This is a genomic window from Thioalkalivibrio versutus (genome assembly GCF_001999325.1).
Taxonomy (GTDB): Bacteria; Pseudomonadota; Gammaproteobacteria; order Ectothiorhodospirales; family Ectothiorhodospiraceae; genus Thioalkalivibrio; species Thioalkalivibrio versutus.
Window position 1 is genome coordinate 1 of the sequence record NZ_MVAR01000032.1, and the last position, 15000, is coordinate 15000.

The following is a 15000-nucleotide window of genomic DNA, read 5'->3' on the forward strand; positions in this document are numbered from 1 at the left end:
GAGGGAAACCCCGGCCCGCTGCGCGGGCCGGGGTCGCGGCAGTCGGGCGTGTTTCTTGGGTACTTCTTTGCACGAGCAAAGAAGCCCGTTGTTGATCAAAAACGGGCGCGGCGCGCTGGCGAGTCAGCGCGTGGCAGGCGGCCGGACGAAGGCACGTAAACACCGGATGACGAACCAGGGCCAGCCTCAGGACGGCCGGCAAAGCTCAGGCACAAAAAAAGGCGCCCGGGGGGGCGCCTTTCGATACGCGGAAGAACGCGGCGTTAGTTGATGGCGTCGAGATCGGCGGCCAGCGACTCGCGGGTGCCTTCGGCGACCGCGTCCAGCCGGTGGTTGTAGTTCTCGTGCTCCACACCCATGGCAATGGCCGCACCCGACTTCGCCGCCGCGACCATCTCCGGCGTCAACTCGAAGCGCAGGAAGTGCACCGACGAGGTCTTGTCGTCCGTCTCGCGCTCGAGGTCCTCGTTCGCGATCGGGTAGACCTTGTCATGCCCTTCGACCTGCACATAAGTCTTGCGCTCGATCCCGATCAGTTTGGACAGCTGCACCTTGCGCTCGTCCACGTCCGGATACTCGACCATCATGGTCGCCTTCCAGTTGGAGCCGTCCGGGATCAAGGGGTTGTAGGAATCCAGCTCTTCCTGGATGCCCTCGGCGTCGAAGATCTTCTCGACCCGCAGCATCTCCTGGATCTGGTACTGCATCGTCTTGCGATCCTCGAAGTGCAGGCTCACGGCCGGGCCCACCTGCACGACGCGATTGCGTTTGTGCTGCATCACCTCGGCGCGGAACTGGGGCCGCATCTCGTGGTACTTCTCCAGCGAATACAGGTCTTCACGACTCAGCTTGTCCACACTTGCCTCCATCTTCATCTCGATACCTCCTTCGCGCCGGACGGGTCCGTCAGGATCAGCACATCTCAGTGATCGTGATGCCCCGTCTTCGTGTAGTCCTTGTCGGACCAGAGGTTGTCTTTCAGTTCGTGATCGAACACCGGGTTATGCCGACGGATCCACTCCAGCACCATCGCGGCGTGCTCGATCTCCTCGTCGCGGTTGTGCGCGAGGATCGCCTTGAGCTCTTCGTCCTTGCAGCCGTCGATGCGCTGCTGGTACCAGTCCACCGCCTCGAGTTCTTCCATCAACGAGACGATCGCGCGATGCATCTCGCGCGACTCGTCGCTCAGTTCCTCCACCGGTTCGTGGTAGCTGTCACTCGCCATGGGTTCTCTCCGTTCGCGGGCGTTCGTTCACGCCCTTGCTGATCCTGATATACCGCCCGGCAGCCTTACAGGCCATACGCCTGGCGCAGAAGGGTTAGCGGATGCTCGGGCGCCTTGTCCTCGCCCTTGCCCTGCAGCCCGTTCTCGATCATGTGGCCGGCCATCGGGCAATCGCTCGAGTAGTGGTCGGACTCGGCCTTCTGCACGCGGCTGACTACCGGACGGCAGATCTTGGATGCCGTCTCGTAGAATTCGCTTTTCACCCCGTAGGTGCCGTCGTGTCCGGAGCAGCGCTCGATCACGTCGATCTCGGTCTCCGGCACCAGTTTGAGCAGATCACGGGTCTTCAGACCCATGTTCTGCACCCGCAGGTGGCAGGCGGCGTGGTAAGCGATCTTGCCGAGCTTCTCGGGGAAATCGGTATTCAGCTTGCCGTCCTTGTGCCGCTCCATCAGGTACTCGAACGGGTCGAAGATGCGGTCGCGCACTGCGATCACGTCGGCGTCGTCCGGGAACATCAGCGGAAGTTCCTGCTTGAACATCAGCACGCAGGACGGCACCGGGGCCACGATGTCATAGCCCTGGTCGATCATGCGCTTCATTGCCGGGATGTTGGCGTCCTTGGAGGCCTCTACCGACTTCAGGTCGCCCAGCTCCAGCTTGGGCATGCCGCAGCACTGTTCCTTCTCGACCAGGGTGACCTCGATACCGTTGTGCTCGAAGACCTTGACCAGGTCCTCGACCAGATGCGGCTCGTTGTAGTTGCCGTAGCAGGTCGCGTAGAGGGCGACCTTGCCCTGGGTGGCACCGGCCGGCTCGGGGTTGCTGACACCCTTCGCGGTCTTGGCAACGCGCGAGCGGCCCTTGCTGGAGTGGTACTCGGGGACCGGGGCGTCCGGGTGCACGCCCATGGTCTTGTCCAGCATCTTGCGCACCGCGCCGTTCTTGTTCGCGGCATTGACCGCGCCGGCGACCACCGGGATGCCCGCCAGCTTGCCGACCATGTCCGTGCTGGACATCAGCTTGTGCGAGGTCTTGGCGCCCTCGTTCTGGAAACGGAAGGCCTTGGCCCGCAACATCAGGTGCGGGAAGTCCACGTTCCACTCGTGCGGCGGCACATAGGGACACTTGGTCAGGTAGCACAGATCACACAGGTAGCAGTGATCGACGACCTGCCAGTAATCCTTCTTGTCGACCCCGTCGACTTCCAGGGTCTCGGATTCGTCGACCAAGTCGAACAGGGTGGGGAAGGAGTTGCACAGGCTTACGCAACGACGGCAGCCGTGGCAGATATCAAAGACCCGTTCCAGTTCGCTGAACAGCGATTCCTCGTTGTAGAACTCCGGGTTCTTCCAGTCCAGCGGATGACGGGTCGGGGCTTCGAGACTTCCTTCACGTTGGTGCGTCGGCGCAGACATGCATCCCTCCGGTGTCCGTATCAGTACGATGCTTCGAGGGAAACACGGAACAGCATGCGAGGTGAACTGCATTCAGCCACGCCACAGGCTGTTCCGTATCTCCCGGAAAACGGGGCCGGCGGACCGGCCCCGTGTACTTCCAGCACTGCGAGACGATCAGTCGTCCAGCTGGTCCAGCGCCTTCTGGAAGCGGTTGGCGTGGGAACGCTCCGCCTTGGCGAGGGTTTCGAACCAGTCGGCGACTTCGTCGAAGCCTTCGTCGCGGGCGGTCTTGGCCATGCCCGGGTACATGTCGGTGTACTCGTGGGTCTCGCCGGCGACGGCGGTCTTCAGGTTGGCGGAGGTGGGGCCGAACTCCAGGCCGGTGGCCGGATCGCCGCAGCTCTCGAGGTACTCGAGATGACCGTGGGCGTGGCCGGTTTCACCTTCCGCGGTGGAACGGAACACGGTGGCGACGTCGTTGTAGCCTTCCACGTCGGCCTTGGAAGCGAAGTACAGGTAACGGCGGTTGGCCATCGATTCGCCGGCAAAGGCCTCTTTCAGGGCTTCTTCGGTCTTGCTGCCTTTCAGGTCCATGGTGCTCTCCTTCTCTCTGGATAAGTTCTACACAACCACAGGAATGCCTGTGCAGACGGGCGTTTAGACTCGGTCTAAACCGTACGAAAACTCTAGTCGGCACCCGGTTCAGTGTCAACCGGAAGCCCTCCGGATTATGGGGGCGGTGGCGCCATAAACAAGGACTGCCGTGCGCCACGCCTTTCCTCGCCGCAGCGGATCGGATACTTTCTCACCTTTTCGACCCGGTAATCCATCATGACCGATTCGCCCAGCGCCGACAGCCCGGCGGAATTCGAAGCCAGCCTGGAGGCCCTGGAGGCCCTGGTCGCCCGGATGGAGTCCGGCGAGCTCGGCCTGGAGCAGTCGCTGGGCGAATTCCAGCGTGGCATGGAACTGGTCAACCGCTGCCAGCTGGCGCTCGACGATGCCCAGCGCCGGATCGAGGCACTGGCCCAGGAAGCACCTTCCGGCACCGCTGCCCAGAATGACCATCACGCAAGCACCCATGTTCCCCGGACACCGGAGCCGCACGATACGACGGACCCCGATGTCCCGTTCTAGCGAGCCGCCATTGACCGCCACCGCCCCCGAGCAGGCCCTGAACGAATACCAGCATCGCATCGAGGTCGTCCTCGACCGCCACCTGGGCACGGGCGGCGCCCCCGACGCCCGCCTGATCGAGGCGATGCGCTACGCCACGCTGTCCGGCGGCAAGCGCCTGCGCCCGGTCCTGGTCTACGCGGCCGGGCGCACGACCGGCGCCCCGGAACCGGCGCTGGATGCGATGGCCGCAGCGGTGGAGATGATCCACGTCTATTCCCTGATCCACGATGACCTTCCGGCGATGGACGATGACGACCTGCGTCGCGGCCGCCCGACCTGCCACAAGGCCTTCGACGAGGCGACCGCCATCCTCGCCGGGGATGCCTTGCAGGCCCTGGCCTTCGACATCCTGACCGATGGCGTCGCGGAACTGCCCGCGCCGACCGGGCTGAACGCGGTGCGCGAGCTCGCGCGCGCCGCCGGCCTGCACGGCATGGCGGGTGGCCAGGCGATCGACCTCGGGGCCTGCGGCCAGCCCATCGACCTGCCGGAACTGGAACGCATGCACCGGCTGAAGACCGGCGCCCTGATCCGCGCCTCGGTGCGGCTGGGGGCGCTGGCCGGCACGCCCGACCCCGACGCCCTGGAGCGCCTGACACGCTACGCCGAATGCATCGGCCTGGCCTTCCAGATCCGTGACGACGTCCTCGACGTGGAAGGCGACCCCGAGATCCTGGGCAAGGCCTGTGGCGCGGATGCCCGTCTGCACAAGCCCACCTTCCCCTCGCTGCAGGGCCTGGAGGCCTCGCGCGAGCGGGCGGTGGCCCTGGTCGACGAGGCACTGACCGAGCTGCAACCCTTCGGTCAGGAGGCGGACTTGCTTCGCTTCCTGGCGCGGTACATCGTCGATCGCATGAATTGAACCGGCCCGCCTAGATGACCCCCACACCCTTGCTGGATGCAATCGAATGGCCCGCCGACCTGCGGGAACGCCCGGCCTCGGACCTCACCGGGGTGGCCGACGAACTGCGTCAATTCCTGATCGAGAGCGTCTCGCGCACCGGCGGCCATCTCGCTGCCAACCTCGGCACGGTGGAACTCGCGATCGCGCTGCACTACGCGTTCAACACCCCCGACGACCGCATCGTCTGGGACGTCGGCCATCAGGCCTACGCCCACAAGATCCTGACCGGACGCCGGGCCGACATGGCCCGTCTGCGCCAGTACGGGGGCCTGGCCGGCTTCCCCAAACGCGCGGAGAGCGAATACGACGCCTTCGGGGCGGGGCACTCCAGCACCTCCATCAGCGCTGCCGCCGGCATGGCCCTGGCGGCGAAGCACGCCGGGCTGGACCGGCGCCACGTGGCCGTAATCGGCGACGGCGCGATGACCGCGGGCATGGCCTTCGAGGCGCTGAACCACATCGGCGATCTCGACTGCAACCTGCTGGTGATCCTGAACGACAACGATATGTCGATCTCGCCCAATGTCGGCGCGCTCAATCAGTACTTCACCCGACTGCTGTCCGGCCCCCTGTACAGCTCGATGCGCGAAGGCTCCAAGCGCATGCTGGAGTTCGTCCCGCCGATGAAGGCCTTTGCCCAGCGCGCCGAGGAACACATGAAGGGCATGTTCGTGCCCGGTACGCTGTTCGAGGAACTGGGCTTTCGCTACTTCGGCCCGGTGGACGGCCACGACGTGAACGGGCTGGTCTCGATCCTGAAGAACCTGCGCGGCACCCACGGGCCGCAACTGCTGCACGTGGTTACCCGCAAGGGCCAGGGCTATGCACCCGCGGAGGAAGACCCCTGCCGCTACCATGGCGTGTCCAAGTTCGAGCCGGAAAATGGCCTCGCCCCGTCCGCCCCGAAGCCCCCAACCTACACCGACATCTTCAGCCAGTGGCTGTGCGACCAGGCCACGGCCGACAATCGCCTGCTGGGTATCACCCCGGCCATGCGCGAGGGTTCCGGCCTGGTCGCGTTCTCCGAACAATTCCCACAGCGCTATTTCGACGTCGGGATCGCCGAGCAGCATGCCGTCACCCTGGCCGCGGGCATGGCCTGCGAGGGCCAGAAGCCCGTGGTGGCGATCTACTCGACCTTCCTGCAGCGCGCCATGGATCAGGTGATCCACGACGTCGCACTGCAGAATCTGCCGGTGCTGTTCGCCGTGGATCGTGCCGGGATCGTCGGCGCCGATGGCCCGACCCATGCCGGCACCTTCGACACGGCCCTGCTGCGCACGGTCCCCAACCTGCTGCTGATGGCACCCGCCAACGAGCGCGAGTGTCGCCAGATGCTGTCCACCGGCTTCGCCCACGACGGCCCGGCGGCGGTGCGCTATCCGCGCGGTGGCGGGCCCGGCGAACTGCCGGAGGGCGGCAGCGAGGATCTGGAAACATTGCCGGTCGGGCGCGCCGAGGTCGTGCGCGAGGGCCGGGGTCTGGCCATCCTCAGCTTCGGCGCTCTGCTGGAGACCGCCCTGGCGGCCGGCGAGGCGCTGGATGCCACCGTGGTCAACATGCGCTTCATCAAGCCCCTGGATACGGCGCTGCTGGCGCAACTGGCCGCCAGCCACCAGGGCTTCGTGACGCTCGAGGATCATGCGCGCGCCGGTGGTGCCGGCAGCGCAGTACTGGAGTGGCTCTCGGCCGAAGGGCTGACCCGGCCCTGCCAGGTACTGGGCATCCCGGATGCCTTCACCGAGCATGGCTCGCGCGAGCAGATCCTCGCCGATTGCGGCCTCGACACGGCCGGCGTACTGGCCGCGATTCGCCACGCCTTCGGGCTGGAGAATTGCGCGGACGACGGCAGCCGGATAGGCTTCGCGGGCTAATCAAAACCCGGCCGCCATGGCCGCTCGCCCGGAAAACGATCATGAGTGCCCGTTACACCCTTCGCGTCCTGACCGACTTTGCCTCCGCGCATACCCTGCGCGACTACCCGGGGCAGTGCGCGAACATGCACGGGCACAACTGGAAGGTGGAGGCCGAGGTCCAGGCCGAGACCCTGGACGATTCCGGCATGGCGGTGGACTTCAAGGTGGTCAAGACCGCCGCGCGCGAGATCGCCGGGCAGCTGGATCACCGCTACCTGAACGACGTCCCGCCGTTCGACACGGTCAACCCCACGGCCGAGAACATTGCCCAGTGGTTCTACCGGGAAATGGCCGGACGCCTGAACCGCCCGGGCCTGCGCATGCACGCGCTGACCCTGTGGGAGACCGACCGCGCCTGCGTGCGCTACAGCGAGGACGGCTGAGCCCATTCCTCGCAACTGGCACCGTCATTGCGAGGCCCCGCAGGGGCCGCGGCAACCGCCCGAAGCTGGCGCTGAGCTAGATGCGGAATCAGATGATCCCGGACGGAGGTCGCCACGTCGCTTCGCTCCTCGCAATGACGGTGCCCGTTTCCCGCTCCGTTGCCGCCCCCGCGTTTGTCTTCCCGACACCTACAAGTGATTCGATGCGTAGTCCGCCAGCCGTGAGCGCTCCCCGCGTGTCAGCGTGATGTGGCCGCTGTGGGTCCAGTTGCGGAACCGGTCCACTACATAGGTCAGTCCGCTGGAAGTCTCGGTCAGGTACGGGGTGTCGATCTGCGCGATATTGCCCAGCGCGACCACCTTGGTCCCGGGCCCGGCCCGGGTGATCAGGGTCTTCATCTGCTTGGAGGTCAGGTTCTGCGCCTCGTCAAGGATGATGTAGCGGTTGAGGAAGGTACGCCCGCGCATGAAGTTCAGCGAGCGGATCTTGATGCGGCTGGTCAGGACGTCGTTGGTGGCCATGCGCCCCCAGTCCCCGGCGCCCTCGGACTTGGCCAGCACCTCGAGGTTGTCCATCAGCGCTCCCATCCACGGGGTCATCTTTTCCTCTTCGGTCCCGGGCAGGAAGCCGATATCCTCGCCCACCGGGACCGTGACCCGGGTCATGATGATCTCCTTGTAGGTGTTGTCCTCCAGTGTCTGCGCAAGCCCGGCGGCCAGGGTCAGCAGGGTCTTGCCGGTGCCGGCGGCCCCCAGCAGGGAGACGAAGTCCACCTCCGGGTCCATCAGCAGGTTCAGGGCGTAGTTCTGCTCGCGATTGCGGGCGTTGATGCCCCAGACGCTGTGGCGCGGGGTCATGTAGTCGTCGACCAGCTCGATTACCGCGGATTCGTTCGGCTGGTCGATCTCCAGCACGATCGCGGACAGCGGGTTCTCGCCCTCGCGGTAGACGAACTGGTTGGGCTGCCACTCGGCCACCAGCGGGCCGGTCACGCGATAGTAGGTGCGGCCGGACTCCTGCCAGGAGTCCATCTTGGCACCGTGGGTCTCCCAGAAGTCCGCTGGCAGTTCGGTCATGCCGGAGAACAGCAGGCTGACGTCGTCCAGCACCTGATCGTTGTAGTAGTCCTCCGCGTGCAGGCCGATCACCGTGGCCTTGATGCGCAGGTTGATGTCCTTGGATACCAGCGTCACCGGGGTGTCGGGATACTCGGTCTTCAGCGCCTGGGCAGTGGCGAGGATGTCATTGTCGGCCGAGGTGCCCGGCAGCGAGGCCGGCAGGCTGGAGGACAGGTTGCGGGTCTGAAAGAACAGGCGCCCGGTGGGCGCGAACGTCGACTCGCTGAGCGAATCCGCCTGCAGCGGCAACCCGGCGGCGATCTGCTCGTGCTGGGCGCCGGTGGTGAGCTCGTCAATGAAGCGCGAGACCTGGCGTACGTTGCGCGCGACTTCGGAAACCCCCTTCTTGCCACGGTCAAGCTCCTCGAGCACGACCATGGGCAGGAAGATGTCGTGTTCCTTGAAGCGGAACAGCGCCGTGGGGTCGTGCATCAGGACATTGGTGTCCAGGACGAGCAGGCGTTTCGGATCCTGGGCGATCGCGTTCATGACACCTCCGGGGCGCAGTGGGGGAAGAGGGGCTCAGCTCCCTGCGAGTTCGCGCACCGCGGCGAGGACCTCGTCCACATGGCCCGGCACCTTCACCTTGCGCCACTCCTTGCGCAACACGCCATCGGCATCGATCACGAACGTGGAGCGCTCGATACCACGCACCTGCTTGCCGTACATGTTCTTCATCTTGATGACATCGAAGGCGTCGCACAGGGTCTCGTCGCCATCGCTCAACAGATCGAAGGGCAACTCCTGCTTGGCGCGGAAGTTCTCGTGGCTCTTCACGCTGTCGCGCGAGACACCGAGGATCACTGCACCGGCGGCGTCAAAGGCGGCCTGGTTGGCAGCAAAGTCGCGGCTCTCGTTGGTGCAGCCGGGGGTACTGTCCTTGGGGTAAAAATACAGGACCACGATGCGGCCCTTGAAGTCGGCCGGTCCCAGCGTCTGGTCGCCGGTCGCCGGCACACGCAGGTCCTCGGGTACCCGCTGGTCGATTGCGATGCTCATCAGGCGTTGCTCCTTGAGTAGAGGGTCTCAAAGCAGAAGACTGCGGACGCCACGCGAGCCCGGCCGGTTCAGGCCTTGATCGGGTCCAGCACGCCGTCCACGTTCAGTTCGTCACAGAAATCCATGAACTCGCCACGCAGGGTGGCCAGGTGCTGCCCTGCGGGGATATCCACGACCATGTTGGCCGCAAACATGCGCGCCCCGGTCTGCTGGGCAATGTATACCCGGGTCTGGACGTCGCGTAGGTTCACTCCACGGCTGGTAAAGAAATCGGCCAGGGCATTCAGCAGGCCCGGGGTGTCCAGGGCTACTGCGTCCACGGCATAGGGCATCGCCGCCTCGGGGCGCTCCTCCAGCGGGCCGCGACGGGCCACCACGACCAGCCCCATCTCCGCCTCCAGGCGCTGCAGACGGGACTCCAGGGTACCCAGGGTCTTCCAGTTGCCACTGGCGCTAAGCGCCATGCAGCAGTAGCCACCCACGACCGTGATGCGACTGGATTCGAGATTGCAGCCGGTATCGGCGATCACGCGGGTCACGCTGGACACCAGACCGGGCTGATCGGGCCCGATCAGGTTGAGGATCAAGTGGGTGTGGGTGCCCGCGCCAACCACCTCAGCCATGCGGCACCCGCCGGCTGCGCGCGAGGCAAGGGACGGGCAAGCACCCGGGGGGGCTCTGCGTGAAAGCGGCAACAGGCATGATGGCTCGCAACATACCACCTTGCCCCGGCGGCGCCAACGCAGCCGGGCGACTTGATCCGCGTGTCTCCCCGCCAGGGGAGGCGACCGGGTGCACGAAAGACGAGGTGCGGCGAACACCCGGCCGAAGGAATCTTGAATGCCCTGTCACCCGCCCGTTAGACTGCACCATTACCGTTGTTGGAGGAGTCGATGTTTCAAGGCAGCATGGTCGCACTGGCGACCCCGATGCACGCGGACGGCAGCCTGGACTGGCCGGCCCTGGATCGGCTCCTGGAATTCCACATCGAGGCCGGCACCGATGCCATTGTTGCCGTCGGCACCACCGGTGAATCCGCGACCCTCGATTTCGACGAGCACTGCGAGGCCATCGCCCACACGGTGAAGACCGTCGCGGGGCGCCTGCCGGTGATCGCGGGTACCGGCGCGAACTCCACGCGCGAGGCCATCGCCCTGACCCGCTGCGCCAAGGAAGGCGGCGCGGATGCCTGCCTGCTGGTCTCCCCCTACTACAACAAGCCGACCCAGGAAGGCCTTTACCTGCACCACAAGGCCATTGCGGAAGCGGTGGACATCCCGCAGATCCTGTACAACGTGCCTGGCCGCACCGCAGTCGATCTGTTGCCGGAGACGGTGGAGCGTCTGGCCGACATCCCGAACATCATCGGGATCAAGGAAGCCTCGGCCAGTAACGAACGCACCGCCGAGCTGGTCGCCCGTGTCGGCAACCGCTTGGACCTCTACAGTGGGGATGACGGCAACGGGCTGGCCTTTCTGCTCGCGGGCGGCCACGGGGTTATCTCGGTCACCGCCAACGTCGCACCGCAACTGATGGCCGCGATGTGCCGCGCCGTGCGCGAAGGCCGCCCCGACGAGGCGCGTGAGATCAATCGCCAGTTGGACGGGCTGCATTCGGCCCTGTTCCTCGAGGCCAACCCGATTCCGGTCAAATGGGCGCTGCAACGCATGGGGCTCATGGAGGAAGGCATCCGCCTGCCTCTGACTCCGTTGTCCGAACCCTTCCATGCGCCGGTCCTGGACGCGATGCGCCAGGCCGGCATAGAGGTCTGATCCCCGACATGAAACAGTCTGCCAAGCTCCACCGCCACGCGACCCGCACCGCCCTGGCCCTGGCTACGGGCCTGGCCATCGCCGGGTGCTCGACCTCCGGCGACCGCCAGTCCGGCCCCGAGTACGAAATGAGTCGGCAGATGGACAACCTCGAGGTCCCGCCGGACCTGATCGCGCCCGACAGCGAACGCGCCTACCGTATTCCGGACGCCCCGGGCGAACGGATCAGCGCCCGCGAGATGCAGCAAGACTCCGCGGCCCGCCAGCAGCAGCGCCAGCCCACCGGGACAACCGCGCCGGTCCGCAGCGATGCCCGGGTGCTTCCGGAATCGACCGAGATCCAGCTGATGCGCGAAGGCAGCGTCCGCTGGCTGAGTGTCGAGGTGGCCCCGGAGGATCTCTGGGATCGCCTGACCGCATTCTGGGACAGTCAGAACCTGCGCCTGGAGCGCAACGAACCCCAGGTCGGCGTCATGGAGACCGAATGGGCCGAAGACCGCGCCGGGATTCCGCTGCGGGGCACACAGAACATCTTCGCCCGTGCGCTGGGTAACGTGTACGACGCCAACACGCGCGACCAATACCGCCTGCGCGTCGAACGCGACAATGGCCGCTCAGCCATCTACATCTCGCACCGAAGGGCCACCGAAGAACCCGAGGGCGAGACCTGGCGCTGGGCAATGCGCCCGTCCGATCCCGAACTCGAGGCCGAAATGCTTAATCGCCTGCGTGTCTACCTCGCCACGGGCGAGACCCCCGAGGGCGGCACCCGGGTAGCCGAGACCATTGGCGACCGTCCGACCGAGCTGCACCAGACGGAACACGAAGGCCAGCCGGTACTGGTGACGGGCAGCGACTTCGACCGCATGTGGTCGCAGATGGGCACCTACCTGGATCGCGCCGGCCTCCTGGTGGACGAGCAAGACCGCAATACGGGGACCTTCGAGGTGACCTATCGCCCCGACATGGTCGGCGAGAGCGAACGCGGCGGCTTCTTCAGTCGGATCTTCGGGCGCGGCGGTGATCGTCGCGAGAACGAGCGTTATCAGATTCGCCTGACCGACATCGGCGACGGCGATCTGCGAATCGAGGCGCGCGACATCGATGGCGAGCCCCTTGGCCGCCGTGACGCCGAGTTCGTACTGGAGCAGATCGAGCAGCAGATCCTTCGCTAGAACGCGGCGAGCCCAGCCACCATGATCCGCTTCTGCTCCCTGGGCAGCGGGAGTTCCGGCAACGCCCTGGTGGTCGAGATCGGTGCCACTCGCCTGCTGGTGGATTGCGGATTCTCGATGCAGGAGCTGGAACGCCGCCTGTCCCGGGTCGACCTGACCCCACAGGACCTGACGGCCGTCCTGGTGACCCATGAGCACGCCGACCACATCGGCGCCACCGCGCCGCTATCCCGGCGTTACGGCCTCACCGTATTTACCAGCCCCGGCACCCGATTGGCCGCCCGCGACACCGGTTTTGCTCACATCCAGGAGATCCAGGCGGATGCACCGCTGGAGATCGACGACGCCTGGGTGCAACCGTACACGGTGCCGCACGACTCCCGCGAACCCATCCAATTCGCGTTTTCCGACGGCGATCACCGGCTGGTCCTGATGACGGATGCCGGCCACATCTCCCCGCACATGGTCGACGTGGCCAATGCAGCCGAAGCCCTGTTACTGGAGTGCAACCACGACCCTGCCATGCTCGCCGCCGGGCGGTACCCGGCATCGCTCAAGCGACGTATTGCGGGCGGTTACGGCCACCTGCCGAATCACGCGGCCACCGACCTTCTCCATCGCATCGATCGATCCAGGCTACGCCACGTGATCGGTATGCACCTGTCGAGTGACAACAACCACGAGACGCTTGCACGCCAAGCGCTCGCCGACGGCCTTGGCTCCTCCCCATCCGACCCCGAGATCGCAAACCAGGACTACGGCTTCACGTGGCGAACCACGGCTCAAGCCTGACTCCAACTACCGGTCCAACGCCGTGCCCCCGGTCACGTCAGCCCGGCCGCGGCCGCATGTCGAAGGGCTGCGCCAATCAACCGACATGCCGCAGCCCCCCCCCCCTCCGGCCACCTGACGCTGCGGTCGGAAACCAAGGCCGGCTCTCCAACGTGGTCCCAAGCCCAGTGTGATCAGCGGCGCGACTCCCGAAGGAAATACAGGCCCCCGATCACGAAGGCCACGCCAATGACTGTTGCCACCGGCCCGCCAAACCCGGAACCCTCCCGCGGCGCAATGGGCGTGAAAGCCAACTGTCCGCCGAAAATCGCATAGAGTCCAATTCCGAGCAGGACCAGCCCTACCAGGGCCAACCCTCCGTCCGTCCGCTTCTGTCTCATCCCAGCCTCCGTCACGGCACCTGCGTCCCTTTCAAACCGGCCAAGGGCCGCAGCAGCAGACTTCACCGTCCGCACACGGTGCCTGACTAACACGCATAAAAAAAGCCCGGCCCCCAAAAAGGGGACCGGGCTTCGGATTAATGCCTGGCGGTGACCTACTCTCACATGGGGAGACCCCACACTACCATCGGCGCAGAGCAGTTTCACTTCCGAGTTCGGGATGGGATCGGGTGGTTCCTACTCGCTATTGCCGCCAGACAAACTGGCTAGACCACGCGGACTGTTCCACGTCATCTAAATTCGGAATGCATTCTAGGCTTGTGTACGTAGCGATGTGTCAAACGAGACCACCAACACTTTGGGTGTTATATGGTCAAGCCTCACGGGCAATTAGTACTGGTTAGCTACACGCGTTACCGCGCTTCAACACCCAGCCTATCAACGTTGTAGTCTTCAACGGCCCTACAGGGACCTCGAGGGTCCAGGGAGATATCATCTTCAGGTGGGTTTCCCGCTTAGATGCTTTCAGCGGTTATCCCTTCCGCACTTAGCTACCCGGCAATGCCACTGGCGTGACAACCGGAACACCAGAGGTGCGTCCATCCCGGTCCTCTCGTACTAAGGACAGATCCTGTCAAATCTCCGACGCCCACGGCAGATAGGGACCGAACTGTCTCACGACGTTCTAAACCCAGCTCGCGTACCACTTTAAATGGCGAACAGCCATACCCTTGGGACCTGCTTCAGCCCCAGGATGTGATGAGCCGACATCGAGGTGCCAAACACTGCCGTCGATATGGACTCTTGGGCAGTATCAGCCTGTTATCCCCGGAGTACCTTTTATCCGTTGAGCGATGGCCCTTCCATACAGAACCACCGGATCACTAAGACCTGCTTTCGCACCTGCTCGACGTGTCTGTCTCGCAGTTAAGCACCCTTATGCCTTTGCACTCGTCGCGCGATTTCCGACCGCGCTGAGGGTACCTTCGCACTCCTCCGTTACTCTTTGGGAGGAGACCGCCCCAGTCAAACTACCCACCACACACGGTCCCCGACCTGGATAACAGGCCTGGGTTAGAACTCCAAAATTGCCAGGGTGGTATTTCAAGGTTGGCTCCGCCGAGACTGGCGTCCCGGTTTCAAAGCCTCCCACCTATCCTACACAAACAAGTTCAAAGTTCAGTGTGAAGCTGTAGTAAAGGTTCACGGGGTCTTTCCGTCTAGCCGCGGGTACACAGCATCTTCACTGCGATTTCAATTTCACTGAGTCTCGGGTGGAGACAGCGCCGCCATCGTTACGCCATTCGTGCAGGTCGGAACTTACCCGACAAGGAATTTCGCTACCTTAGGACCGTTATAGTTACGGCCGCCGTTTACCGGGGCTTCGATCAAGAGCTTCTCCGAAGATAACCCCATCAATTAACCTTCCGGCACCGGGCAGGCGTCACACCCTATACGTCCTCTTTCGAGTTTGCAGAGTGCTGTGTTTTTAATAAACAGTCGCAGCGGCCTGGTCTCTGCGACCTCGGCCAGCTCAGGGAGCAAGTCCCATCACCAGCCGAGGCGTACCTTCTCCCGAAGTTACGGTACCATTTTGCCTAGTTCCTTCACCCGAGTTCTCTCAAGCGCCTTGGGATTCTCACCCTGCCCACCTGTGTCGGTTTGGGGTACGGTCAACTGTTAACTGAAGCTTAGAGGCTTTTCCTGGAAGCATGGCATCAGTGACTTCGCCTCCGTGGAGGCTCGTCATCGTATC

Annotated in this window: 15 protein-coding genes and 2 rRNA genes (1 of these 17 only partly in view); 7 read left to right on the plus strand and 10 right to left on the minus strand. The window is 64.5% G+C overall.

The features are described from left to right. Nucleotides 1-263: 263 nt before the first annotated feature. The 4 genes from B0684_RS11385 to B0684_RS11400 all read right to left on the minus strand — a co-directional run bounded on the left by B0684_RS11385 (nucleotide 264) and on the right by B0684_RS11400 (nucleotide 3219). Nucleotides 264-875, minus strand: a complete 612-nt coding sequence (locus B0684_RS11385; protein ID WP_018169074.1) for a DUF3501 family protein — start codon at nucleotides 873-875, stop codon at nucleotides 264-266. Nucleotides 876-922: 47 nt separating this feature from the next. Continuing rightward, nucleotides 923-1225, minus strand: coding sequence for an encapsulin-associated ferritin-like protein (locus tag B0684_RS11390; RefSeq protein ID WP_017940767.1), 303 nt, complete (start codon nucleotides 1223-1225; stop codon nucleotides 923-925). 65 nt (nucleotides 1226-1290) lie between these two features. After that, nucleotides 1291-2643, minus strand: a complete 1353-nt coding sequence (locus tag B0684_RS11395; protein WP_018145309.1) for a heterodisulfide reductase-related iron-sulfur binding cluster — start codon at nucleotides 2641-2643, stop codon at nucleotides 1291-1293. A gap of 156 nt (nucleotides 2644-2799) precedes the next feature. Further along, a complete protein-coding gene (locus B0684_RS11400; protein WP_018145308.1) occupies nucleotides 2800-3219 on the minus strand; it encodes a rubrerythrin family protein in 420 nt (139 codons plus the stop codon). Between the two features lie 237 nt (nucleotides 3220-3456). Between B0684_RS11400 and B0684_RS11405 the strand changes: the two genes are divergently transcribed. From B0684_RS11405 to queD, 4 genes are read left to right on the plus strand one after another with little or no spacing between them, the layout of a single operon-like run. Next, nucleotides 3457-3762: an exodeoxyribonuclease VII small subunit gene (locus B0684_RS11405; protein WP_018169073.1), complete on the plus strand. Its 306-nt coding sequence runs from the start codon at nucleotides 3457-3459 to the stop codon at nucleotides 3760-3762. A 10-nt stretch (nucleotides 3763-3772) separates the two neighbouring features. Continuing rightward, nucleotides 3773-4666, plus strand: coding sequence for a (2E,6E)-farnesyl diphosphate synthase (gene ispA, locus B0684_RS11410; protein ID WP_018175871.1), 894 nt, complete (start codon nucleotides 3773-3775; stop codon nucleotides 4664-4666). Between the two features lie 14 nt (nucleotides 4667-4680). Then, nucleotides 4681-6582, plus strand: a complete 1902-nt coding sequence (gene dxs, locus B0684_RS11415) for a 1-deoxy-D-xylulose-5-phosphate synthase (RefSeq protein WP_018169071.1) — start codon at nucleotides 4681-4683, stop codon at nucleotides 6580-6582. A 41-nt stretch (nucleotides 6583-6623) separates the two neighbouring features. After that, complete coding sequence (gene queD / locus B0684_RS11420) at nucleotides 6624-7007, plus strand: 6-carboxytetrahydropterin synthase QueD (RefSeq protein WP_018145304.1); 384 nt, start codon at nucleotides 6624-6626, stop codon at nucleotides 7005-7007. Nucleotides 7008-7196: 189 nt separating this feature from the next. Here the strand turns inward: queD and B0684_RS11425 are convergent, their stop codons facing one another. From B0684_RS11425 to B0684_RS11435, 3 genes are all read right to left on the minus strand, one after another. After that, nucleotides 7197-8615, minus strand: coding sequence for a PhoH family protein (locus B0684_RS11425; protein WP_018169070.1), 1419 nt, complete (start codon nucleotides 8613-8615; stop codon nucleotides 7197-7199). A 33-nt stretch (nucleotides 8616-8648) separates the two neighbouring features. Further along, nucleotides 8649-9125, minus strand: a complete 477-nt coding sequence (locus tag B0684_RS11430; protein ID WP_018169069.1) for a peroxiredoxin — start codon at nucleotides 9123-9125, stop codon at nucleotides 8649-8651. A gap of 68 nt (nucleotides 9126-9193) precedes the next feature. After that, on the minus strand, nucleotides 9194-9748 hold the full coding sequence (locus tag B0684_RS11435; RefSeq protein ID WP_018145301.1) for a glycine cleavage system transcriptional repressor: 555 nt from the start codon (nucleotides 9746-9748) through the stop codon (nucleotides 9194-9196). A 270-nt stretch (nucleotides 9749-10018) separates the two neighbouring features. Here B0684_RS11435 and dapA point away from each other — a divergent pair, with 270 nt between their 5' ends. Genes dapA through B0684_RS11450 form a run of 3 tightly spaced genes read left to right on the plus strand, consistent with a single transcriptional unit; the run spans nucleotide 10019 to nucleotide 12864 of the window. Further along, a complete protein-coding gene (dapA, locus tag B0684_RS11440) occupies nucleotides 10019-10897 on the plus strand; it encodes a 4-hydroxy-tetrahydrodipicolinate synthase (protein ID WP_018145300.1) in 879 nt (292 codons plus the stop codon). Between the two features lie 8 nt (nucleotides 10898-10905). After that, nucleotides 10906-12072, plus strand: a complete 1167-nt coding sequence (gene bamC / locus B0684_RS11445; RefSeq protein WP_018649671.1) for an outer membrane protein assembly factor BamC — start codon at nucleotides 10906-10908, stop codon at nucleotides 12070-12072. Between the two features lie 21 nt (nucleotides 12073-12093). After that, nucleotides 12094-12864 carry an MBL fold metallo-hydrolase gene (locus B0684_RS11450; protein WP_018649670.1) on the plus strand — a complete coding sequence of 257 codons (771 nt, stop codon included), beginning with the start codon at nucleotides 12094-12096 and terminating at the stop codon, nucleotides 12862-12864. Between the two features lie 173 nt (nucleotides 12865-13037). Here B0684_RS11450 and B0684_RS11455 read toward each other — a convergent pair whose 3' ends face one another. The 3 genes from B0684_RS11455 to B0684_RS11465 form a co-directional block, all read right to left on the minus strand. Beyond that, a complete protein-coding gene (locus B0684_RS11455) occupies nucleotides 13038-13244 on the minus strand; it encodes a hypothetical protein (protein WP_018649669.1) in 207 nt (68 codons plus the stop codon). 142 nt (nucleotides 13245-13386) lie between these two features. After that, a 5S ribosomal RNA gene (gene rrf / locus B0684_RS11460) occupies nucleotides 13387-13502 on the minus strand. A 111-nt stretch (nucleotides 13503-13613) separates the two neighbouring features. Continuing rightward, nucleotides 13614-15000 (minus strand): 23S ribosomal RNA (locus B0684_RS11465) (it continues 1492 nt past the right edge of the window).

Bases quoted from the DNA above. Each gene is read 5' to 3' on its own strand.
- queD (WP_018145304.1), top strand. From the start codon at position 6,624: ATGAGTGCCCGTTACACCCTTCGCGTCCTGACCGACTTTGCCTCCGCG.
- B0684_RS11435 (WP_018145301.1), bottom strand. From the start codon at position 9,748: ATGGCTGAGGTGGTTGGCGCGGGCACCCACACCCACTTGATCCTCAAC.
- B0684_RS11390 (WP_017940767.1), bottom strand. From the start codon at position 1,225: ATGGCGAGTGACAGCTACCACGAACCGGTGGAGGAACTGAGCGACGAG.
- B0684_RS11385 (WP_018169074.1), bottom strand. From the start codon at position 875: ATGAAGATGGAGGCAAGTGTGGACAAGCTGAGTCGTGAAGACCTGTAT.
- B0684_RS11425 (WP_018169070.1), bottom strand. From the start codon at position 8,615: ATGAACGCGATCGCCCAGGATCCGAAACGCCTGCTCGTCCTGGACACC.
- B0684_RS11405 (WP_018169073.1), top strand. From the start codon at position 3,457: ATGACCGATTCGCCCAGCGCCGACAGCCCGGCGGAATTCGAAGCCAGC.
- B0684_RS11430 (WP_018169069.1), bottom strand. From the start codon at position 9,125: ATGAGCATCGCAATCGACCAGCGGGTACCCGAGGACCTGCGTGTGCCG.
- B0684_RS11455 (WP_018649669.1), bottom strand. From the start codon at position 13,244: ATGAGACAGAAGCGGACGGACGGAGGGTTGGCCCTGGTAGGGCTGGTC.
- B0684_RS11400 (WP_018145308.1), bottom strand. From the start codon at position 3,219: ATGGACCTGAAAGGCAGCAAGACCGAAGAAGCCCTGAAAGAGGCCTTT.
- dapA (WP_018145300.1), top strand. From the start codon at position 10,019: ATGTTTCAAGGCAGCATGGTCGCACTGGCGACCCCGATGCACGCGGAC.
- bamC (WP_018649671.1), top strand. From the start codon at position 10,906: ATGAAACAGTCTGCCAAGCTCCACCGCCACGCGACCCGCACCGCCCTG.
- B0684_RS11450 (WP_018649670.1), top strand. From the start codon at position 12,094: ATGATCCGCTTCTGCTCCCTGGGCAGCGGGAGTTCCGGCAACGCCCTG.
- B0684_RS11395 (WP_018145309.1), bottom strand. From the start codon at position 2,643: ATGTCTGCGCCGACGCACCAACGTGAAGGAAGTCTCGAAGCCCCGACC.
- dxs (WP_018169071.1), top strand. From the start codon at position 4,681: ATGACCCCCACACCCTTGCTGGATGCAATCGAATGGCCCGCCGACCTG.